18 protein-coding genes are annotated in these 20660 nt (G+C 64.3%); 8 read left to right on the top strand and 10 right to left on the bottom strand.

The window, feature by feature from the left end; genetic code table 11:
- The first annotated feature begins 7 nt into the window (after positions 1-7).
- The 3 genes from yidC to yihA all read left to right on the top strand — a co-directional run bounded on the left by yidC (position 8) and on the right by yihA (position 3567).
- The gene (gene yidC, locus LB553_RS25230; RefSeq protein WP_224517195.1) at positions 8-1822 is read left to right on the top strand and encodes a membrane protein insertase YidC; all 1815 of its coding nucleotides are present in this window, start codon (positions 8-10) and stop codon (positions 1820-1822) included.
- Positions 1823-2260: 438 nt separating this feature from the next.
- Positions 2261-2899, top strand: coding sequence for a CatB-related O-acetyltransferase (locus tag LB553_RS25225; protein WP_224517193.1), 639 nt, complete (start codon positions 2261-2263; stop codon positions 2897-2899).
- Positions 2896-3567, top strand: a complete 672-nt coding sequence (gene yihA / locus LB553_RS25220) for a ribosome biogenesis GTP-binding protein YihA/YsxC (RefSeq protein WP_224517191.1) — start codon at positions 2896-2898, stop codon at positions 3565-3567. The genes LB553_RS25225 and yihA overlap by 4 nt, the downstream gene beginning before the upstream one ends.
- Positions 3568-3747: 180 nt before the next feature.
- Here yihA and LB553_RS25215 read toward each other — a convergent pair whose 3' ends face one another.
- A complete protein-coding gene (locus LB553_RS25215) occupies positions 3748-6210 on the bottom strand; it encodes a DNA translocase FtsK (protein ID WP_224517189.1) in 2463 nt (820 codons plus the stop codon).
- A gap of 229 nt (positions 6211-6439) precedes the next feature.
- Positions 6440-7138, bottom strand: a complete 699-nt coding sequence (locus tag LB553_RS25210) for a TetR/AcrR family transcriptional regulator (protein WP_224517187.1) — start codon at positions 7136-7138, stop codon at positions 6440-6442.
- Positions 7139-7271: 133 nt separating this feature from the next.
- Between LB553_RS25210 and LB553_RS25205 the strand changes: the two genes are divergently transcribed.
- Both LB553_RS25205 and LB553_RS25200 read left to right on the top strand, forming a co-directional pair.
- Positions 7272-8465: an HlyD family secretion protein gene (locus LB553_RS25205; RefSeq protein WP_224517185.1), complete on the top strand. Its 1194-nt coding sequence runs from the start codon at positions 7272-7274 to the stop codon at positions 8463-8465.
- Between the two features lie 120 nt (positions 8466-8585).
- Positions 8586-10199 carry a DHA2 family efflux MFS transporter permease subunit gene (locus LB553_RS25200; protein WP_412033378.1) on the top strand — a complete coding sequence of 538 codons (1614 nt, stop codon included), beginning with the start codon at positions 8586-8588 and terminating at the stop codon, positions 10197-10199.
- Positions 10200-10281: 82 nt separating this feature from the next.
- Here the strand turns inward: LB553_RS25200 and msrB are convergent, their stop codons facing one another.
- The 4 genes from msrB to LB553_RS25180 all read right to left on the bottom strand — a co-directional run bounded on the left by msrB (position 10282) and on the right by LB553_RS25180 (position 13028).
- The gene (msrB, locus tag LB553_RS25195) at positions 10282-10785 is read right to left on the bottom strand and encodes a peptide-methionine (R)-S-oxide reductase MsrB (RefSeq protein ID WP_224517183.1); all 504 of its coding nucleotides are present in this window, start codon (positions 10783-10785) and stop codon (positions 10282-10284) included.
- Positions 10786-11012: 227 nt separating this feature from the next.
- Complete coding sequence (locus LB553_RS25190) at positions 11013-11570, bottom strand: fasciclin domain-containing protein (RefSeq protein ID WP_224517181.1); 558 nt, start codon at positions 11568-11570, stop codon at positions 11013-11015.
- A gap of 205 nt (positions 11571-11775) precedes the next feature.
- Positions 11776-12492, bottom strand: a complete 717-nt coding sequence (locus LB553_RS25185; protein ID WP_224517180.1) for an anti-sigma factor domain-containing protein — start codon at positions 12490-12492, stop codon at positions 11776-11778.
- Complete coding sequence (locus tag LB553_RS25180; RefSeq protein ID WP_224517178.1) at positions 12489-13028, bottom strand: sigma-70 family RNA polymerase sigma factor; 540 nt, start codon at positions 13026-13028, stop codon at positions 12489-12491. The genes LB553_RS25185 and LB553_RS25180 overlap by 4 nt, the downstream gene beginning before the upstream one ends.
- A gap of 140 nt (positions 13029-13168) precedes the next feature.
- Between LB553_RS25180 and LB553_RS25175 the strand changes: the two genes are divergently transcribed.
- Both LB553_RS25175 and argB read left to right on the top strand, forming a co-directional pair.
- Positions 13169-14665 carry an amidase gene (locus LB553_RS25175; protein ID WP_224517176.1) on the top strand — a complete coding sequence of 499 codons (1497 nt, stop codon included), beginning with the start codon at positions 13169-13171 and terminating at the stop codon, positions 14663-14665.
- 101 nt (positions 14666-14766) lie between these two features.
- Positions 14767-15660, top strand: coding sequence for an acetylglutamate kinase (gene argB / locus LB553_RS25170; RefSeq protein WP_224517174.1), 894 nt, complete (start codon positions 14767-14769; stop codon positions 15658-15660).
- A 37-nt stretch (positions 15661-15697) separates the two neighbouring features.
- On the opposite strand, the gene bchE is transcribed toward argB, so the two are convergent.
- Together bchE and LB553_RS25160 are read right to left on the bottom strand one after the other, a co-directional pair.
- Positions 15698-17266, bottom strand: a complete 1569-nt coding sequence (gene bchE / locus LB553_RS25165) for a magnesium-protoporphyrin IX monomethyl ester anaerobic oxidative cyclase (RefSeq protein WP_224517172.1) — start codon at positions 17264-17266, stop codon at positions 15698-15700.
- A 173-nt stretch (positions 17267-17439) separates the two neighbouring features.
- Positions 17440-17916 (bottom strand): Lrp/AsnC family transcriptional regulator, encoded by a 477-nt coding sequence (locus LB553_RS25160; RefSeq protein WP_224517170.1) that lies wholly within the window; start codon positions 17914-17916, stop codon positions 17440-17442.
- A gap of 136 nt (positions 17917-18052) precedes the next feature.
- Between LB553_RS25160 and phhA the strand changes: the two genes are divergently transcribed.
- Entirely contained in the window at positions 18053-18889 is an 837-nt protein-coding gene (phhA, locus tag LB553_RS25155; RefSeq protein WP_224517167.1) for a phenylalanine 4-monooxygenase, read from the top strand.
- A 169-nt stretch (positions 18890-19058) separates the two neighbouring features.
- On the opposite strand, the gene LB553_RS25150 is transcribed toward phhA, so the two are convergent.
- Positions 19059-20498: a GMC oxidoreductase gene (locus LB553_RS25150; protein ID WP_224517165.1), complete on the bottom strand. Its 1440-nt coding sequence runs from the start codon at positions 20496-20498 to the stop codon at positions 19059-19061.
- Complete coding sequence (locus tag LB553_RS25145) at positions 20495-20653, bottom strand: hypothetical protein (RefSeq protein WP_224517163.1); 159 nt, start codon at positions 20651-20653, stop codon at positions 20495-20497. Before LB553_RS25145 ends, LB553_RS25150 begins: the two co-directional genes overlap by 4 nt.
- Between the last annotated feature and the right edge of the window lie 7 nt (positions 20654-20660).

Genomic DNA, 20660 nt, shown 5'->3' with positions numbered 1-20660 from the left:
GCTTTCGATGGAAAACAACCGCAATTTCTTCCTCACCATCGCGCTGTCGGTGCTGATCCTGACGCTCTGGCAGGTGTTCTATATGAACCCGAAGATGGAGCAGCAGCGCGAGCAGGCCCGCATCGAGCAGCAGCGCGTCGAGGCGCAGAAGAAGGAAGCGCAGGGAACCAATCCGGGCGCGGCGCCGACGGCTCAGGCGCCAGGCGCCATTCCCAGCGCGCCCGGCGGCGATACGGCGACGGCGGCCGGCCGTGACCAGGCCATCGCCGCGACCAAGCGCGTCAAGATCGACACGCCGAGCCTCGAAGGTTCGATCAACCTGACCGGCGCACGCCTCGACGACCTGAAGCTCAAGCACTACACCGAGACGGTCGACAAGAATTCGCCCGAGATCCAGCTGCTCAACCCGCAGGCGCTGCCCACCGGCTATTTCGCCGAGATCGGTTTCGTCGGCACCGACAAGACAGGCGCGGTGCCAAGCTCGGACACGGTGTGGAGCGTCGAGGGCAATCCGACGCTGACCCCGTCGACGCCGGTGACGCTGACCTACACCAACGACAAGGGTCTCACCTTCAAGCGCACCATCTCGGTCGACAACGACTATATGTTCACCGTTTCCGACACGGTGCAGAATTCAGGCAGCGCCGCCGTCAGCCTGTTCAATTATGGCCGGGTCACGCGCTACGACAAGCCGGCGGTCGCCAGCACCTATGTGCTGCATGAGGGCCTGATCGGCGTCACCGGCGCCGAGGGGCTGTCGGAGTACAAATACGCGACCATCGAGAAGGACAAGGAAGTCAAGCCCGGCAAGTCGACCGACGGCTGGCTCGGCATCACCGACAAATACTGGGCCGTGACGCTGGTGCCGACCGAGAAGCAGCCCTTCCAGCCGCGCTATGCCTATTTCGAGGACGGGCGTCACCGCTATCAGTCCGACTTCCTGACCGACCCGATTAACATCGAGGCCGGCCAGTCGGCGACCGTCGAGACCGAAGTCTTCGCCGGAGCCAAGGAAGTCGCCAAGATCAACGCCTATGCCCAGGACCGCCACATCAAACGCTTCGATCTTTTGATCGACTGGGGCTGGTTCTATTTCATTACCAAGCCGATGTTCTGGCTCATCGACACGCTCTACAAATTCTTCGGCAATTTCGGGCTGGCGATCCTCGCCACCACCGTCGTCGTCAAGGCGATCTTCTTCCCGCTGGCCAACAAGTCCTATGCTTCGATGGCGAATATGAAGAAGGTGCAGCCGAAGATGCTGGAGATCCGCGAGAAATACGCGGACGACAAGATGAAGCAGCAGCAGGCGATGATGGAGCTCTACAAGACCGAGAAGATTAATCCGCTGGCCGGCTGCTGGCCGGTGGCGCTGCAGATCCCGGTCTTCTTCTCGCTCTACAAGGTGCTCTACATCACCATCGAGATGCGGCATGCGCCGTTCTTCGGCTGGATCCACGACCTTGCGGCGCCCGATCCGACCTCGATCTTCAACCTGTTCGGCCTGCTGCCGTTCGCACCGCCGGCCTTCCTGCCGCATATGGGTGCCTGGGCGGTGGTGATGGGCATCACCATGTTCCTGCAGATGCGCATGAACCCGGCGCCGCCGGACCCGACGCAGGCAGCGATCTTCACCTGGATGCCGGTGATCTTCACCTTCATGATGGGCTCGTTTCCGGCCGGCCTCGTCATCTACTGGGCCTGGAACAACACCCTGTCGATCCTGCAGCAGGGCGTGATCATGAAGCGCCAGGGCGCCAAGATCGAATTGTGGGACAATCTGGCTTCGATGTTCCGCAAGAAACCATCGCCAGCGGAATAGACGGCGTGCAGCTCAGCAAGGAGCGGAGCGACGCGCGCAGACCCTGGAATCCATGCCGCTACGCTAAGGCGTTGCGGCGGCTACAGAATTCTGCGCCGTAGTACTCTACGGCAAGGGTCACGGCACCGATACTCGGGTCGAGCCCGAGTATGACGACGTCGCGGGCGATCCGGCTAACTTCCAACGTCGGCGCCAGAAGTGGCCGATCAACCCGCCGCCATCTTCAGCCACAGCGCATTTTCGCCAAGCGCCGAAACCGGCAGGGCCGAGTATGACGACTCGCAGGGGTTTCGGCCAATCTCCGACAGCGCCCCTTTCCCCCGATCGCGATCTGCCGCGGCAGCCATTGAACGGTTGGTGCTGTCGAAGGATCGCGTTAGTTTGATCACGCGCGGGAGCTTCGTCGGCCGCGCCCAAACCCGCCTGCAAAGGACCGCGATGACCGGACCCAACCCCAATATCAAGCATCCGATCGCGATGCATCCGCGCGTCGGCTTCCTGAAGGGGCTGGTGACGTCGCCCAACATCGACATCGGCGACTTCACCTATTACGACGACCCGGACGGTCCCGATAAATTCGCCGAGAAATGCGTGCTGCATCACTACGACTTCATCGGCGACAGGCTGGTGATCGGCAAGTTCTGCGCCATCGCCGAGGGCGCGCGCTTCATCATGAACGGCGCCAACCACGCCATGTCCGGCTTCTCGACCTATCCGTTCAACATCTTCGGCCATGGCTGGGAGGAAGGCTTCAACCCCGAGACATGGACGAAGGAAATCCGCGGCGACACCATTGTCGAAAATGACGTGTGGATCGGCATGGATGCGGTGATCATGCCGGGCGGTAGGATCGGCAATGGCGCTATCGTCGCCGCGAAATCGGTTGTCACGCACGACGTGCCGCCTTATGCGATCGTGGCTGGCAATCCGGCCAAGGTGGTAAAGATGCGCTTCGACGAATTCACGGTGCGGCGGCTATTGAAGGCTGCCTGGTGGGATTGGCCGGTCGACAAGATCAGCCGCAATCTCGATGCCATTCGCGGCGCCGACATTTCCAGGCTGGAGGCAGCGGTTTGAACGCGCCCGAAAAGAGCACGAACGAAACGGCGATCAGTCCGGAGCTGTTCACCCGCGGCTGGGTCTTCATCCGCGGCGTGCCGTCGATGAAGTTCCTGCCGCCGGAAGGGCCGCCGGAGATCGCCTTCGCCGGCCGTTCCAATGTCGGCAAATCGTCGCTGATCAACGCGCTGGTCGGGCACAAGGGCCTGGCGCGGACGTCGAACACGCCGGGCCGCACGCAGGAGCTCAACTATTTCGTGCCCGACGGCTTTTCCGGCGAAGGCGCCGACCTGCCGCCGATGGCGCTGGTCGACATGCCCGGCTACGGCTATGCCAGCGCGCCGAAGGACAAGGTCGATGAGTGGACCAAGCTGATCTACGAGTATCTGCAAGGCCGCGTGACGCTGAAGCGCGTCTATGTGCTGATTGACGCCCGCCACGGCATCAAGGCCAAGGACGAGGAAGTGCTGACGCTGCTCGACAAGGCGGCGGTGTCCTACCAGGTGGTGCTGACCAAGACCGACAAGATCAAGGCTGCCGGCGTGCCGAGGCTGATCGGGGAGACGCTGGCCAAGATCAAGAAGCGGCCGGCGGCCTTTCCGGTGGTGCTGGCCACCTCGTCGGAAAAGGCCGCGGGGCTGGATGAGCTGCGCGCGGCCATCGCTTTAGTGGCGAACGGCGGCTGACGCGGTTATTGCCATGGAGCGAGCCTGCCGCGTAGGCACTCCCCCTCACCCAGCCTCCGCTTCGCTCGGCTGACCTCTCCCCAAGGGGCGAGGAGATGGTCGGCGCTGGCGCCAGTCTCTTCTCCCCGTCGGGGAGAAGGTGGCCGCGAAGCGGCCGGATGAGGGGTCTGGCGCGCCCGCCTAATCCATCTCCTCGCGCTCCGGCTCGCGATCGCGCCGACCGGTGAGGATCTCGCGCTTGCCAACATGGTTGGGAACGCCGACCAGGCCTTCCTTCTCCATGCGCTCGACCAGCGAGGCGGCGCGGTTGTAGCCGACGCCGAGGCGGCGCTGGATATAGGAGGTCGAGCACTTCTTGTCGCGCTTGACCACCTTGACGGCTTCCTCGTAGAGCGCATCGCCATCCTCCTCTCCGATCGCGCTCTTATCGAAGACCGGGCCGGCATCGGCCGCTTCCTCGGCCTCCTCCTCGTCGGCGGTGACGGTGTCGAGATATTCGGGACGCCCCTGCGCTTTCAGATGCGCCACGACCTGCTCGACCTCGAGGTCGGAAACGAAGGGGCCGTGCACGCGCGAAATGCGCCCGCCGCCGGCCATGTGCAGCATGTCGCCTTGGCCGAGCAGTTGTTCCGCACCCTGCTCGCCGAGGATCGTGCGGCTGTCGATCTTCGACGTCACCTGGAAGGAGATGCGGGTCGGGAAATTGGCCTTGATGGTGCCGGTGATGACGTCGACGGACGGGCGTTGCGTAGCCATGATCAGATGGATGCCGGCGGCGCGGGCCATCTGCGCCAGGCGCTGGATGGCGCCTTCGATCTCCTTGCCGGCCACCATCATCAGGTCGGCCATCTCGTCGACGATGATGACGATGTAGGGCATGGGCGCGAGGTCGATCGCGCGTTCCTCGAACAGCGGCTCGCCGGTGCCCCTCTCGAAGCCGGTCTGCACCTGCATGGTCACGACCTCGCCCTTGTCGCGGGCGCCGGCAGCGCGCTGGTTGTAACCGTCGATGTTGCGCACGCCGAGGCGCGCCATCTTGCGGTAGCGGTCCTCCATCTCGCGCACGGCCCATTTGAGCGCCGTGACGGCCTTCTTGGGATCGGTGACGACCGGCGTCAGAAGATGCGGGATGCCGTCATAAACGGAGAGTTCCAGCATTTTGGGGTCGACCATGATGAGGCGGCACTCCTGCGGCTTCATCCGGTAGAGCAGCGACAGGATCATGGTGTTGATGGCGACCGACTTGCCCGAGCCGGTGGTGCCCGCCACCAAGAGGTGCGGCATCTTGGCGAGCTCGGCGATGACCGGTTCGCCGCCGATCGTCTTGCCGAGGCCGAGCGCCAGCTTGCAGGAGGTGTTGCGGAAGCCGGCGGAGCCGATCAGCTCGCGGAAATAGACCGTCTCGCGCGTCTCGTTGGGCAGCTCGATGCCGATGACATTGCGGCCCGGCACCACGGCGACACGCGCCGAGACGGCCGACATGGAGCGGGCGATATCGTCGGCGAGCCCGATGACGCGGCTGGATTTCACACCCGGGGCCGGCTCGAACTCGTAGAGCGTGACGACCGGCCCCGGCCGGACATGGATGATCTCGCCCTTGACGCCGAAATCCTCCAACACGCTTTCGAGCAGATCGGCATTCTGCTCCATCCGCTCCTGCGACATGTAGAAGCCCTGGCCCTCGGGCGGCATCTGCAAAAGCTCTTCCGAAGGAAGCTCGTAGTCGCTCATCGCGGATAGCGGCTCGACCTCGCCGGCCATGGGCAACGATGGTGCCTGCCTGGCTTTCCTGGCGCTTACCGGGGTGGAGATCGGCATGGGCTTGGCAGGCGCCGGTTGGGCGGCCGCCGGAGCCGGCACGGGCGCCAAGATCGGACTTGCCTCCGCCGTGTTGGAGCGCCATTCGATGACCCGGTAAAATGACGTCGCCTCACCCGGGAAGGCGGCACGTGGCTGGACCGGTTGCGCGACCGGACGCTGCGCCGGCACCGGCTGCATCAGTGGCTGCGCCGGAACGGCAGGCGCCTGCCCCGTCTCGTTCAGACGCGCCCGCGCCAGGCGCTCGGCCAGGAAGGGCATGCCGAACTCGAAAAAGGCATGATCGGAAAGATAGGACCAGCGCAATCCGCTCAGGCGCGGTTTTGGCGTCGGAGCAGATTCAGCCTGGGTCGGCGCGGTCGGAGGGCTCGGGACGGCGGCTGGGGCAACAGTGGCTGGTGCGCGGGCCGGCCTGGTTTGCATCGGCGCCGTGGCGGGAGCGGCGGAACTTTTCCGGACCGGAGCGGCTGGCGGCGGAGTCGGCGGCGCGGGCCGGACAGGCTCGACCGCGGATGCCTTGCCCTGAGCGGTATCCTCCGGCGGGGCGGCCCGCCTGGCGAGGTCGGTATCCGGCGTGCGCGTGAAACGCACATTGGGCGCAAGGAAGAAATAGTTCTGCCAGGCTGGGAGGCCGAAATCGTCGCCGACCGATTCGGACGATGCGTTACGAGCGACCGTCGATTCGGTCCCGTGCAGGACTCGCAGCGGCACGACCTGTCCTGCTTGCGGGACCGCGCCATGGCGCCCGGTTTCCCGCGGATTGCGATGTTCGTCGTCGCTGTCGTTGGCTGAGGCGCCGGGATGATTGGCACGGGGGAAACGCATGGATGTCATACTCGAGACTCGCCGATTGAACGTCTCCCGAGACATAGGAAGCGATGGTTAACAGGTCCTTCCGAAAGCGCCTGCCGGACGATGCCGATCGATATTTTGAGAGGGGGGTCTTCAGGCCGGTCTTCGCGGTCGAGGCAGACCGCACCGATGGATTTCGCGGCGACGCCTCGCGACCCTTCAGCTTCGCCCTTTGCGCTCCGGAATCCGCATGCCCGAACGGTCAGGCCGATTGCAACGCCCGTTCCTCGGCGAAGAATTTTTCCGTGGCATAGGCCTTGAGAAACACTTCGACGCCGGACGTCACGACGTGCTCGATCTCCGCCTGGCTCGGCGCTTTCGTGCGATAGGAAAAGATGCACTGGCGGAACAGGCCGGCGAGGCAAAGCTCGGTGAACTGGTAGGCGGCAAGGTCGACGTCGGCGATCTGAAGCAGGCCGCGTTCGACGGCTTCGTTGAGGAAGGCCATGACCTTGTCGTGGCCGCGCTTGGGACCGCGTTCGTAGAAGCGCGCGCCAAGCTCCGGAATCCGATCGGCCGCGCCGACCACGGTGCGCTGGGCCTGGATGACTTTGGCCGAGGTGATCTTCAGCGAAAGCACGGTGCCGAACTTCACCAGCGTCTTGCGCAGGTCGTCGAAATGGTCGAGCACTTCATACATGTTCTTGAAGATGGTGCCGCGCTCTTCCTCGATGAGCGCCTCGAACAGCTCTTCCTTGTTCTCGAAATAGACGTAGATCGTGCCCTTGGAGACGCCGGCCTCGCGCGTGATGTCGTTCATCGAGGCCGCTTCAAAGCCCTTGTCTATAAAGACGCGGCGGGCGCCCTCGATGATCTGGGCCCTTTTTACGGGATCCTGCCCGGCCGCCGGGCGGCCCTTGCGTAAGTCGAGCAGATCGCTACCGGCTGTCGTGTCGACCATGGAAGTCGTTCCTTGAAAAATATTTCGAACCGCTCGGTTCGATTTCCTCTTGATATGGTCCTCTTTCCGCGCTATGTCAATCTCCAATTCGAACCGAACGGTTCAGTCTGACTGACATTCCAGAGAGATCGCTATGTCCTCGAACGCGCCCGCCACCGCCGAAGTCCGCTCTTTTCCCAACGCCAAGGTCCAGCCTTCGACCGAAGCGCCGGAAGTTCCTGTCCAGCCCGCCGCTCCCGTTGCGACACCCGCGGCTGAAGCACCGGCCAAGAAAAAGCGCTCTGTCCGCTCTTTCCTTTTGCCGATCATCGGCCTTGCCCTGCTCGGCGCCGGCTCCTGGTACGGGTATAACTATTGGACCGACGGTCGGTTCATGATCTCCACCGACGACGCCTATGTCCAGGCCGATATGTCGTTCGTGTCGCCGAAAATATCCGGTTACATCGACAAGGTGCTGGTGAGCGAGAACCAAAAGGTCAAGGCCGGCGATCCGCTGTTCGTCATCGACAATGGCGACTACAAGATCGCGGTCGCCCAGGCCGAGGCGCAGATCGCCACCTTGGCGAAGACGCTCGACCGCATCGACGCCCAGACCAAGGCCGCCCAGGCTTCGCTGTCGCAGGCCCAGGCGCAGAAGATCGCGGATCAGGCCGCCGCCGACAATGCGGCGCGCGCCCAGGACCGCGCGGCGCAGCTGGTCAAGACCCATGTCGGTACGCAGGCGCAGCTCGATGACGCGCAGACCGCGCTCGACCAGGCCAAGGCTGCCCTTGTCGGCGCCGACGCGCAGATCGCCGCGGCGCAGGCCAATATCGGCGTGCTGGAAGCGCAGCGCGCGGAGTCGGCCTCGACGCTTGCCTCGCTGCAGCTCACCCGCGACAAGGCCCTGCGCGACCTCTCCTTCACCGTGCTGAAGGCGCCCTATGACGGCGTCGTCGGCAACCGCTCTGTCGAGCAAGGCGACCTCGTCAGCCCCGGCCAGAAGCTCGCCGTCGTTGTGCCGATGGACAAGCTCTACATCGTCGGCAACTTCAAGGAGACGCAGCTTGGCCGCATGGTGCCCGGCGAGAAGGTGCGCATCACCGTCGACGCGATCGACGGGCAGACCTTCGAAGGCACGGTCTCCTCGCTGGCGCCGGCTTCGGGCGCGGTGTTCTCGCTGCTGCCGCCGGAAAACGCCACTGGCAACTTCACCAAGGTGGTTCAGCGCGTGCCCGTGCGCATCGACGTGCCGGCCGACGTCTTGAAGACCGGCAAGCTGCGCGCCGGCTTGAGCGTCGTCGTCGCGGTCGACAGCCGCACCGCGCCGGCCTCGACGACCAACTGATTGGGGGGCGGTTCGGTGGCCATTCGCGAGCGCCGAGCCGCCCAGCCTGCTTTATCCGTTTCGAGGCAATCCGGGACCGCCACGCGCCTGTCCTCGAGACTTGCCTAGGGAGGCCATGACATGGCAACCGCAACCATCACCGCAGGAGCAATGCCCGCACGTCCGGTCGCTGCCGCGCCGGCCCTGCCCGCGGACCATATGCCTGTGCGCCGCGTCGTCGCCTTCCTGGCGATGGTGTTCGGCATGTTCATGGCGATCCTCGACATCCAGATCGTCTCGGCCTCGCTATCGGAAATCCAGGCGGGCCTGAGCGCCAGCTCCGACGAGATCCCGTGGGTGCAGACCGCCTATCTGATCGCCGAGGTGGTGATGATCCCGCTGTCGGGCTTCCTCAGCCGCATGCTGTCGACGCGCGTGCTGTTCACCACCGCGGCGGTCGGCTTCACCGCGGCCAGCGCGCTCGCTGCCACCGCCACCAATATCGACCAGATGATCGTCTACCGCGCCATCCAGGGTTTCATCGGCGGCGGCATGATCCCCAGCGTGTTCGCGGCCGCCTTCACCATCTTCCCGCCCTCCAAGCGCGCCGTCGTCTCGCCGATGATCGGCCTGGTGGCGACGCTGGCGCCGACGATCGGCCCGACGGTGGGCGGCTATATCAGCCATGCCATGTCCTGGCACTGGCTGTTCCTGATCAATGTCGTGCCCGGCATTCTGGTGGCGACGGCAGCCTGGTCGCTGATCGATTTCGACAAGCCCAACCTGAAACTGTTCTCCAAGTTCGACTGGTGGGGCCTGATCGGCATGGCCGCTTTCCTCGGCTGCATGGAATATGTGCTGGAGGAAGGCCCGAACCATGACTGGCTGCAGGAGCCGGCGGTTTTTGCCTGCGCCATCATCATGACCGTCGGCGGCGTCATCTTCTTCTGGCGCGTCTTCACCGCCGAGGAACCGATCGTCGATCTGAGGGCCTTCAGCAACGTCAACTTCGCCTTCGGTTCGCTGTTCTCCTTCGTCGTCGGCATCGGGCTTTACGGGCTCACCTATCTCTATCCGGTGTTCCTCGGGCGCATCCGCGGCTACGATTCGATGATGATCGGCGAGGCGCTGTTCGTCAGCGGTCTGGCGATGTTCTTCACCGCGCCCGTCGCCGGCATCCTGTCGAACAAGATCGATCTCAGGCTGATGATGATGATCGGCTTCGTGGGTTTCGCCACCGGCACCTGGTGGATGACGCATCTCACCGCCGACTGGGATTTCTATGAGCTGTTGATCCCGCAGATCCTGCGCGGCTGCTCGATGATGCTGTGCATGGTGCCGATCAACAACATCGCGCTCGGCACCTTGCCGCCGGAGCGGCTGAAGAATGCGTCGGGCCTGTTCAACCTGACCCGCAACCTCGGCGGCGCCGTCGGCCTCGCGGTGATCAACACGGTGCTGATCGACCGCAACGCCTTCCACTATGCGCGGCTCTCCGAGCATGTGCAGTGGGGCAGCGAGGCGGCGCAGACCAAGCTGCAGAACATGACGCGGAATTTCGAGCAGACCGCTGGCCTCGACGCCACAAGCGCTGCGGTCTCGAAGCTATCGGGCATGGTGCACCAGCAGGCGGCGCTTTTGTCCTTCATGGACGTGTTCATGATGCTGACCGTGCTCTTCGCCTCGCTCGGATTTTTCGTGCTGTTCATCAACAAGCCGGCGCAGCAGCGCGGCGGTGGCGGCGGAGGCCATTGAGGAGCCGGAACCCCCGCCTGGTTTCCTCAACGCGTGACCCCGGAAATCGGCGACGATTTCCGGGGTCATTCTTTTGGAGAGATTAGGCGGCCGCCGGCTTGAAGCTCAGCGCCACGCCGTTGATGCAATGGCGCAGGCCGGTGGGCGGCGGGCCGTCGTCGAAGACATGGCCGAGATGGCCGCCGCAGCGCCGGCAATGCACCTCGGTGCGGGTCATGCCGAGCGAGCGGTCTTCGGTTTTGCCGACGGAGTTCGGGATCTCCTGCCAGAAGCTCGGCCAGCCGGTGCCGGAATCGAATTTCGTCTCCGACGAATAGACCGGCAGGTCGCAGCCGGCGCAGGCGAAGATGCCCTTGCGATGCTCGTTGAGCAGCGGACTGGTGCCGGGATATTCCGTACCCTGCTTGCGCAGCACGTCGAAGGCGGCATCGGACAGGATGGCATGCCATTCGGCATCGGTCTTGGTGACTTCGAAAGTCTCGGCTGCCAAAGCCGGCTTCGGCCCGCCGGCGCGCAGCATCGCTGCGGATCCGGCGATGAGAGCGGCAGCGGCGGCTCCGCTCCAGAGAAAATCGCGACGGTTCATGGCCGTTCCTCCTGACGCATTTTGCCAAGATAGAGCGCCGTCCGGAAATCAAAAGCCGGTGACGCCCCATCTCCTGGTCGAGCAATTCCGGACAGAAACCTTCCTGGCTCCGGCTGCTGCTCCGCGCCTCCTCTATGGAACGGCGCGGAGCACACTCTTGCCGGCGGCGCGATCTTGAATGTCGCGGCCGGCGCTCAGCCATGTCTTCGCCGGCTAGGTCCGCTTTGTTACATCTTCGGCAAGAGAACCTTGTCGATGACGTGGATGACGCCGTTCGACTGGCGGACGTCGGCGATGGTGACATGGGCGACATTGCCGTTCTCGTCGGTGACGGTGACCTTGCCCTTCTCCGCCTTCAGCGTCAGCCCGCAGCCGCCGACGGTCTTGACTTGGTGCGCGCCGCCATCGGCCTTGGCCATCTTGGCGACATCGGTGGCCAGCGCCTTGGCGGCGATGACATGGCAGGTGAGCACCCTGGTCAGCTTGTCCTTGTTCTCGGGCTTGAGCAGCGTGTCGACCGTGCCGGCGGGCAGCGCCGCAAAGGCTTCGTTGGTCGGCGCGAAGACGGTGAAGGGACCGGCGCCCTGCAGCGTGTCGACGAGGCCGGCGGCCTTGACGGCGGCGACCAGCGTGGTGTGGTCCTTCGAATTTACGGCATTCTCGATGATGTTCTTCTTCGCATACATCGGCGCGCCGCCGACCATGGGATTGGCGGCGTAAGCAACGGCGCCGAGCGCCGAAAGGCCGAGTGTGGAGGCAAGCAAAAGGGTGGCGAGTTTGCGCATGGTGTCAGTCTCCTCTGGTTGTTTCTTCCCGTCTTGGGAACGCGAGGAGATACGGGATCGAAAGAGGTTAGTTTCACGAATGTCGCGCGATTTTATTCGGGGCGCTTCATTTTGTCCGCCCCGCCGGGCGGCGATAGCGAACTTTCCCTATCCAAACAAGATATGATATAGACTTCATTAGTCTTTGATGATGTCACGATCAGGGTCAGATGCCCTTCAGGTCGCCTGCAGCAACAACCGGACCGGTAGGCTGGCCGGTCGGCGAACCGCCGGCCGGCTCGAGGCTGACGGCGAGCACGGCGCCTTGCGCGAGCTTCTGCTGGACGGCGGGCGTGACCGGCATGCGCGCGGTCGGGCCGGCGGGGATGACGCCCATCGAGACCGGCGCGTTCTTGCCTTCGATCATCCACAATTCGAAATCCTTGCCGGCGCCGCGGTCGCCGGAGACCAGCGACAGGCCGACCTCATGACGGGCGGCGTCATAAACCGCAAGATATTTGACGTTGCTGTTGTCGGCGGCCAGAGAGGCGACCAGCCTGGTCTCGGGCACCTGGACCGGCGGATTGACGTAAGGCAGCGCGACATAGACGGCCAGGGCGGCAATGGCCGCGGCGGCGAGGCCGCGCCAGAAGGCAAGGCTCGCCCAGAGGCCGCCGCCGGGCGCCGTGGAGACGGGCGACGCAAACAGGCGCCGATCGATCGCCGCCTTGACAGAAGCCGGCGGCTCGACCGCGGCATAGGCGGCGGCCATCGGCGCAAAGTGGACCTCCCAGGCTTCGACCAGGCGGGCGAATTCTGTCTCGGTGTCGATGCGACGGGATGCGATCTGGCGTTCGTCGGCGGCCAGAACGCCAAGAACGTATTCGGCGGCGAGTAGGTCGTCGCCTCCACCGTCCGGTCCGTTGTCTTGCGCCAGCGTCATCTTTCCAGGCATTCTCTCAGTTTGAGCAGGCTTCGCCGCAGCCAGGTCCGCATCGTGTTCAGTGGGATCTTGAAGCGCTCCGCCAGCTCGGCATAGCTTTCGCCGCTCAGATAGGCGCCCCGGACGGCCGCCGCCCGGTCTTTCTCCAACTCGTCAAGGCAATGGTGGATGCGTTCGGTCTCGCCGCCTGCCACAGCCATGGCCTCGGGTCCCGGCGTCGGATCGGCGACGTCGAGGGCGGCGTCGATGTTGGCGGAAGGACTGCGCCGCGCCCTGATGCGATCGATCGCATGGTTGCGCGCAATGGCCACCAGCCAGGAAATCGGGCTCAGATCGGAAACCGCGAAACGATCCGCTTTCGTCCAGATCTTGACGAAGACTTCCTGAAGCGCTTCTTCCGCATCTCCCCTGTCCTTCAAGACACGAAGGCAGACGCCGAAAAGTTTCCCGCTGGTCTGCTTGTAGAGCAGATCGAAGGCAGCCCGGTCCTTCATCGAAGTCCGGACGATCAGCTTGCTGATGTCCTGAGGCCCCATGGCGGCAAATTAGAAGATTGCGATTTAATTGCAACGGGCGCGGAGAGCCTCGTCCCCCAAGGTTGTCGTGCCATTGGCTTGTCGAATCCCGATACCGATTTACAGGCTCATGAGATAGTCTTCGCCAAAAGAGGGCGGCGATGTCGATCGAGCGCGTGCTTTGGGAACAGGATGCGATCGGACTTGCCGAGCTTGTACACAGGAATGAAATCTCGCCGCCGGAGCTGGTCGACGCGGCGATCGCGCGCGCAGAAGCGACAAGGCCGGACATCAATGCCATTGCCACGCCGCTTTACGATGACGCGCGGGCGCGGGCCAGAACGATCGACCGCACGCTGCCGCTGGCCGGCGTGCCGTTCGCGCTCAAGGATCTCGGCATCGGCATCAAAGGCGTGCCGATCCATGGCGGCAGCCGCATCCCGCCTTTCACCGCCGATTTCAATTCGGTGATGGTCGAGCGCTATCTCGCCGCCGGGCTGATCCCGATCGCCACCAGCACCTCGCCCGAGCATGGGCTGAGGCTGATGACGGAGTCGGCCTGCTTCGGCATCACCCGCAACCCGTGGAACACCGGTCACACCACGGGCGGCTCGTCCGGCGGCTCGGCGGCGCTGGTCGCCGCGGGCGTTGTGCCGGCGGCGCATGCTTCCGACGGCGGTGGCTCGATCCGCGTGCCTTCGGCCTGCAGCGGGCTGGTCGGCCTGAAGACCTCGCGCGGCCGCGTGCCGCTGACGCCGCTCGTCAGCGAAAGCTGGTACGGCATGGTCGTCGACCACGCCGTCAGCCGCTCGGTGCGCGATACCGCGCTGCTGCTCGACCTCACCCATGGCGCCGATCCGCTCTCGCCCTATGCTGCCCGCGCGCCGAAAGGCTCGTTTGCCGCGGCCGCCGCGCGCGACCCGGGCAAGCTCAGCCTCGCCGTCTACCGCAAGTCGCCGCTCGGCCTGCCGATCTCGGCCGAGACGCTCCAGGCGCTCGACATCGCGGTGGCGCTGGCCCGCGAAGGCGGCCACACGGTGGAGGAGATCGACCTGCCTTTCATCGGCCGCGACTTCATCGCTGATTTCTGCCGGAGTGTCGCCGCGGCCGTTGCCGGCACGATGCGGGCCGAGGCGCGGCGCGTCGGCCGCCCGGTGACCGGCGAGGTCGAGCGGGCGACCCGCGTGCTCGCCCGTCGCGGCGAAATGCTGTCCGCCGGCGAAGTTTATGAGGCCGTGCAGCGGCTCAACGCCACGGCGCGGCAGTTGATCGACGAGACGGCCCGGTTCGACGCCGTGCTGATGCCGGTCATCGCGCACCCGCCACTGGCCTGCGGTTCGATGGACGCCAAGGGCGCGGACGAGTTCCTCGAGAACCTGCTCGACAAATTGCATCTGACAGGCCTGCTCAAGGTCAAGTCGTTCTTCGGCCAGTTGATAGACAAGAGCCTGTGGTTCACCCACTGGCCGGCGATCCAGAATGTCAGCGGCCAGCCCTCGATCGCGCTGCCGGTGCATGTCACGGCGGACGGCCTGCCGCTCGGCATCCAGGCCGCCGGCCGGCCGGGCGACGAGGAGACGCTGTTGTCCTTCGCCGCGCAGATGGAGAAGCTTTCGGGATGGCTCAAGCGCCGCGCGCCGCTCAAGGTGCCTGCTTAGCGACACACGTTTTCGTCATTGTGACCGCAAAGGCGTTTGCGGCCTGCGCCAATTCCCGCTAAGACCCCGCCGTTCCCTTTCTAGAGGCCGAGATCACATCGATGACGGACATCGCCGCCACCGCCGAAATGCAGGCCGCGCTGCTCTCGCGCGCGCTGCCTTATATGCAGCGCTACGAGAACAAGACGGTGGTGGTGAAATATGGCGGGCATGCCATGGGCGATACCGAGCTCGGCAAGGCGTTCGCCCGTGATATCGCGCTGTTGAAACAGTCCGGGGTCAACCCGATCGTCGTGCATGGCGGCGGGCCGCAGATCGGCGCGATGCTCACCAAGATGGGCATCGAATCCAAGTTCGAGGGCGGCCTGCGCGTCACCGACCAGAAGACGGTCGAGATCGTCGAGATGGTGCTGGCCGGCTCGATCAACAAAGAGATCGTGGCGCTGATCAACGCCGAGGGCGAGTGGGCGATCGGGCTCTGCGGCAAGGACGGCAACATGGTGTTCGCCGAAAAGGCGCGCAAGACCATGATCGACCCGGATTCCAACATCGAGCGCGTGCTCGATCTCGGCTTTGTCGGCGAGCCGGTCGAGGTCGACCGCACGTTGCTTGATCTTCTCGCGCGCTCGGAGATGATCCCGGTGCTGGCGCCGGTCGCCCCCGGCCGCGACGGCCACACCTACAACATCAATGCCGACACGTTCGCGGGTGCGATCGCCGGCGCTTGCCGCGCCTCGCGCCTGCTCTTCCTCACCGACGTGCCCGGCGTGCTCGACAAGAACAAGAAGCTGATCGACGAGCTGACGGTCGCCGAAGCCAGGGCGCTGATCAAGGACGGCACGGTGTCGGGCGGCATGATCCCCAAGGTCGAGACCTGCATCGAGGCGATCGAGCGCGGCGTCGAGGGCGTCGTCATCCTCAACGGCAAGACGCCGCATTCGGTGCTGCTCGAGCTCTTCACCGAGCACGGCGCCGGCACGCTGATCGTTTCCTAAGAAGGCAAGGTCACCCGTAAACGGTGATCTGCCATGATCAGCCGGCTAATCTTCTTTCGTCCGGCACAAGCGCGGTCTCGACGACGCACGCGCCAGACTTTCCAGGCGGCCGCCGGACGACCATCGATTCCTCCTCGGCGTCCTGCGGCGCGCCCCAGAACTCGGCGAGCGTCGGTCCATCCGTGACGCGGCGGTCGCGGGCGAGAAACCCCCAGACTTCGCGGAACCAGACGCGGCGGCCCATGCTGGTGTACCAGCGCATCGAATGCCGCTGCTCGGGATCGGGATGGAACAGGATGCGCGCCAGCGCCTTCGGCCGCGACTGCACCGCGACTTCGATCAGCTTGACGGCGAAGAACAGCATCCATGGCTTCAGCCGGGTCATGTGCAGAACCTGGTGCTTGTAGTCCCAGAGGCGCACATCCTGCTGGATCACCTTGCGGCGGCTGGCGATGCGGAAGAACGGCGTCCAGCGGTGCGGTGTGACATAGAGCGCCTGGATCTGGTCGGGGTCATAAGCGATGAGCTGGCGGAAACCGCGCCAGAGATCGCGCAAGGTCTCGTCCTCGAAGCCGGCGACCCAGGTCGTCATCGACAGGATCCCGTGTTGCCGGAGCAGCCGGATCGCCTCGCGGTCGGACTTGGTGCTGCCGCCCTTGCGGATCAGCGACAAAGTCGCCTCGTCGGTATTTTCCATGCCGAGAAGCCAGCGGATGACGCCAGCCTTGCGGTAAAGGTTGAGGATATCGGCATCGCGCACGATATCGTCGGCGCGGGTCGAGCCGACGATCAACACCGGCACGTTCTCGGCGATCATGGCGTCGAGAAAGGCGCGCCAGGCCTTTTTCGAGGAGGTCGGGTTCTCATCGGCCAGATTGATCAGCTCGACGCCGTGCTCGCGATATAGCCAGGCGATCTCCCTGGCGAATTTGACCGGGTCGCGATGGCGCCAGCGGGTCCAGAACCCGCGCTGGCCGCAATAGTTGCACAGATGCGGGCAGCCGCGCGAGAAGTGCATGACCACGGCCCGCTTGCCGCCCCAATAGGAGTAGCGGCGATGATCGATCAGCTCCCAGCCGACGCGCCAGGCATCGAGGTCGGCGATGGTCATGGCCGGCTGCGTCGCGACAGGGTGGCCGAGGTCGTCACGATAGGCGATGCCGGCAACGCTTGCCACCGGCTGGCGCATCTCGATCGCCTCGACCAGCGCCGTCGCGGTCGCCTCGCCCTCGCCGCGCACGATGAAGTCGAAGGCGTCGCTCGCGGCGAGGATGTCGCGCCAATGATAGGTCGGGAAGACGCCGCCATAGATGACGATGACGTCCGGCGCGCGGGCCTTGATCATTTCAGCGATGCGTAAAGCCGTCGGATGCGCCGAGGTCGAACCGGAATGGCCGATCAGAATGAAATCGGGATCGTCGCGCAAAGCCTCATCGACCACCCTGCCAAGCGGCATAGGACCGAACTCGGCGTCAACCAGGCGCACCTGATGGCCGGAATCGATCAGCGGACCGCCGATCGCCAGCAGCCCGAGCGGCGGCAGATGGTCGTCGGGCACGCGGCTGCCGATGGCCGTGTGCGAGGGATTGATCAGCACGATGTTCAAGGCGGACCTCCATGTTGGTCCGCTTGTGCTAGTCGCCCATGTCGAAGCCGCCTTGGCGCGGTTCAGCAGTTTCCACGCAGCTTTTCGGGAGAAGTTTGTTTGAAGCAATTCCGGGCGGAGGGCTACGGCGAAGTTGCCGAGCCTAAACGCTTCACATTCTTCATGGAGTTGCTTTAGCGCCGCAGATGGCTGAGCGGCACGTGGCCGGGTCCCTTGATGTTCTGCAGCACCAGTTGCGTGTGAACGTCGCGCACCCCGGGCAGCCGCATCAGCCGGTGCATGACGAAGGCGTTGAGGTCGTCGACCGACGGCACCATGACATGCAGCAGAAAATCGTAGTCGCCGGTCATGGTCCAGCAGGACGAGACCTCGTCCATGCGCTGCACGGCGGCGATGAAGCTTTCGGGCGAGCCGTCGCTGTGGCCGACCAGCCGCACCTGGATGAACACCTCGACCGTCAACCCGACGGCGCGGCGGCTGAGCACGGCGGCAAAGCCTTTGATGATGCCTGTCTCCTGCAAGGCGTCGAAGCGGCGCGCGCAAGGCGTGGTCGACAGGCCGATCTCTTGCGCCAGCTCCGAGACGGGCTTGCGGCCATCGCGCTGCAGGATGTCGAGCATCTTGATCTCGAAATCGTCGAATTGAGGCATGTATCCTGGATCTCGCGTTGATCCGAGTGCTTTTACCTCAGAAACTCCCGGCGGGCTACGAAACAAGGCTGATTTGCCTCATGGATCGCCGCTAAACTACTCCTCACGATCCGTGGATCACGATCTTGAGGAGGATATGATGACGATCAGCGTTGCCGATTACGCCGCCGAATGCGCGGCGCAGGGCCTTCGCGGCGACTATTCGGTGTGCCGCAGCGATTTCACCGTGGCGCAGAGCTACGATTATTCACCCGAGGAACAGGCGGTGTGGCGCACGCTCTGCGACCGCCAGACGAAGCTGACCCAGAAGCTCGCGCACTGTTCCTATCTGGACGGCGTTGCCGCGCTCGGCCTGCTCGACAGGATTCCCAATTTCGACGAGGTCAGCGAAAAGGTCGCCAAGGCGACGGGCTGGGAGATCGTCGCGGTGCCTGGCCTCATTCCGGCCGGCCCGTTCTTCGAGCATCTCGCCAATCGGCGCTTCCCCGTCACCAACTGGCTGCGGACGAAAAAAGAACTCGACTACATCGTCGAGCCGGACATGTTCCACGATTTCTTCGGTCATGTGCCGATCCTGACCCAGCCGGTGTTCGCCGATTTCATGCAGATCTATGGCCAGAAGGCCGAGGGCTTGATCGCGCTCGGCGGCGACGAGATGATCACAAGGCTTTACTGGTACAGCGCCGAATACGGCCTCATCCAGGAAGCTGGCCAGCCGCTGAAGGCCTTCGGCGCCGGGCTGATGTCGTCCTTCACCGAGCTGCAATTCGCGGTCGAGAGCAAGGACGCCCACCATGTGCCGTTCGACCTCGAGACGGTGATGCGCACCGGCTATGAGATCGACAAGTTCCAGCGCGCCTATTTCGTGCTGCCGTCCTTCGATGCGCTGCGCGATGCTTTCGCCCATGGCGACCTCGCCGGCATCGTGGCGCGGTTCAAGGGCCAGCCGGCGCTCGACCCGGCGACGGTCTGAGGTCGGTTTTCGCCCAACCGACATTCAGGGCGGTTCAGTTGCCGGCAGGCGGCTGGGCCGCTTCGCGCTTTTTCGGATCAATCGACTTTATCGTGCTCGGCCTTGATCCTGGCCAGTTGCTCGCTCTGCAGGTCGAGAGCGGCGTGGATGAAGCGCAGCACAGTCGAAATCAGACGGCAATCACCTTGCCGAGGTGCTCGCCCAGGCGGCAGGCAAGCGCGGTGATGGTGGTGGTGGGATTGCACTGGCCCGACGTGCAGAACACCGAGGAGCCGCCGACATAGAAATTGTCCATGCCGTGCACCTTGCAATTGGCATCGACGACGCTCTTCAAGACATCGGTGCCCATGCGGGTGCCGCCCATATGGTGGTGACCGGCCGTCTCCTCGTTGGTCGGGTAATCGCCGCCATTGCTGATCCAGTCGTCGATGCGGACGCGGCCGAGGTTCTTCTGCGCCATGGTCGTGCCGAAAAGCCTAAGGCCCTCGAGCAGGGTGCGGCGCTCGAGCGGCGACTTCTTCCAGCGCAGTTCGATGCGCGGCACGCCGGCGTGATCGACATCGGTCTTCGACAGCTCGATCCGGTTCGAGGCGAGCGGCGCCTGCTCCCAGGCGACATAGAGCTGGGCGGCGCAACGCAGCCTCTGGTCCAGCTGGAACGACATCCACTCCGCCATGTTCGGCGCGGTACAGGCAAGGTCGGCGATCAGCTTCTTGACATTGGGATAGGGGCTCTCGATCAGGCGGATGCCGAAATTCATGATCTGCAGCCGCTCCATCGCGGCAAGCGTCGGCGAGAAGAAGGCTTCATTCGAGCCGTCGACCTCGAACTCCGAATAGTTGGCAAGAACGGCGTTGCCACCTTCGAAGGTCGGATGCTCCATCCAATAGCGGCCGAGCGCAGCCGCGTTCGGCACCACGCCGCCATTCGAGCGCTCATTCGACCACAACAGCAGCCGCGAGTTCTCCAGTCCGCCGGTGCAGGCGACGAAATAATCGGCGCTGAAGGTGCCGGCGTCCTGCCCGTTCGACCACAGCTTCGCGCCGGTGATGCGTTTGCCGTCGCCGGTAAGCTCAGTCGCATAGGTGTTGAGCACGACGGCGATGTTCTTGCTCTTGTCGAGCTCGTCCGCATATTTCTCGCCGAAACGAACCGCGGGGCTCTTGATCAACTGCACCCAGCGGATGTCGTCCGAAACCGGGACGTCCGGACGGAACGCCGGAAGCTCGAGGATATCGTGGACCTCGCCGAGATAGGGCTCGATGTCGGCGCGGCTGATCGGCCAGCCGGTGTCCGGCGCCCATGCCTTGGGTTCGAAATCCTGCTTGTCGAGCACGCGGCACCAGCCGGCCCAGTGGTTGGACGAGCCGCCCATGAAGCGCAGCCTGGTGATGTCGAGGTCGAAGTAGAAATCGCCGACCGTCTTGCCACGGTAGAAATCCTGCGACTCCTCGCTGAATTCGCGCGAGCCCGCCTCCAGCACGACGATCGGAATGCCGGCGGTGCCGAGCTTCCTGGCGATTGTCATGCCGGCGGGACCGGAACCGAGGATACAGGCCTTGGGCTTGAAGCCGGTCTGCTTATAGGCTTCGTAGCTGTCGAAGATCATGCGAGGTCGCTCCGCCGCAGGATCCAGCCATTGATCTCGACGATCTCATCGGGATCGACCACGGGTTGCTGGCTGCGGAACAGCGACAGGGCGGGCAGCGTGATCAGCGCCTGCATGATCGCGCGGCGCGACATTTTTCTTATGAACCTGCTCATGACACGT

This window comes from Mesorhizobium sp. CA8 (assembly GCF_020164955.1).
Taxonomy (GTDB): domain Bacteria; phylum Pseudomonadota; class Alphaproteobacteria; order Rhizobiales; family Rhizobiaceae; genus Mesorhizobium.
Note: the sequence above shows the minus strand (reverse complement) of the source record. Positions and strands in the feature narration are given on the sequence as shown.

Bases quoted from the DNA above. Each gene is read 5' to 3' on its own strand.
- yidC (WP_224517195.1), top strand. From the start codon at position 8: ATGGAAAACAACCGCAATTTCTTCCTCACCATCGCGCTGTCGGTGCTG.
- LB553_RS25225 (WP_224517193.1), top strand. From the start codon at position 2,261: ATGACCGGACCCAACCCCAATATCAAGCATCCGATCGCGATGCATCCG.
- LB553_RS25215 (WP_224517189.1), bottom strand. From the start codon at position 6,210: ATGCGTTTCCCCCGTGCCAATCATCCCGGCGCCTCAGCCAACGACAGC.
- LB553_RS25210 (WP_224517187.1), bottom strand. From the start codon at position 7,138: ATGGTCGACACGACAGCCGGTAGCGATCTGCTCGACTTACGCAAGGGC.
- LB553_RS25205 (WP_224517185.1), top strand. From the start codon at position 7,272: ATGTCCTCGAACGCGCCCGCCACCGCCGAAGTCCGCTCTTTTCCCAAC.
- LB553_RS25200 (WP_412033378.1), top strand. From the start codon at position 8,586: ATGGCAACCGCAACCATCACCGCAGGAGCAATGCCCGCACGTCCGGTC.
- msrB (WP_224517183.1), bottom strand. From the start codon at position 10,785: ATGAACCGTCGCGATTTTCTCTGGAGCGGAGCCGCCGCTGCCGCTCTC.
- LB553_RS25190 (WP_224517181.1), bottom strand. From the start codon at position 11,570: ATGCGCAAACTCGCCACCCTTTTGCTTGCCTCCACACTCGGCCTTTCG.
- LB553_RS25185 (WP_224517180.1), bottom strand. From the start codon at position 12,492: ATGACGCTGGCGCAAGACAACGGACCGGACGGTGGAGGCGACGACCTA.
- LB553_RS25180 (WP_224517178.1), bottom strand. From the start codon at position 13,028: ATGGGGCCTCAGGACATCAGCAAGCTGATCGTCCGGACTTCGATGAAG.
- LB553_RS25175 (WP_224517176.1), top strand. From the start codon at position 13,169: ATGTCGATCGAGCGCGTGCTTTGGGAACAGGATGCGATCGGACTTGCC.
- argB (WP_224517174.1), top strand. From the start codon at position 14,767: ATGACGGACATCGCCGCCACCGCCGAAATGCAGGCCGCGCTGCTCTCG.
- LB553_RS25160 (WP_224517170.1), bottom strand. From the start codon at position 17,916: ATGCCTCAATTCGACGATTTCGAGATCAAGATGCTCGACATCCTGCAG.
- phhA (WP_224517167.1), top strand. From the start codon at position 18,053: ATGATGACGATCAGCGTTGCCGATTACGCCGCCGAATGCGCGGCGCAG.
- LB553_RS25150 (WP_224517165.1), bottom strand. From the start codon at position 20,498: ATGATCTTCGACAGCTACGAAGCCTATAAGCAGACCGGCTTCAAGCCC.
- LB553_RS25145 (WP_224517163.1), bottom strand. From the start codon at position 20,653: ATGAGCAGGTTCATAAGAAAAATGTCGCGCCGCGCGATCATGCAGGCG.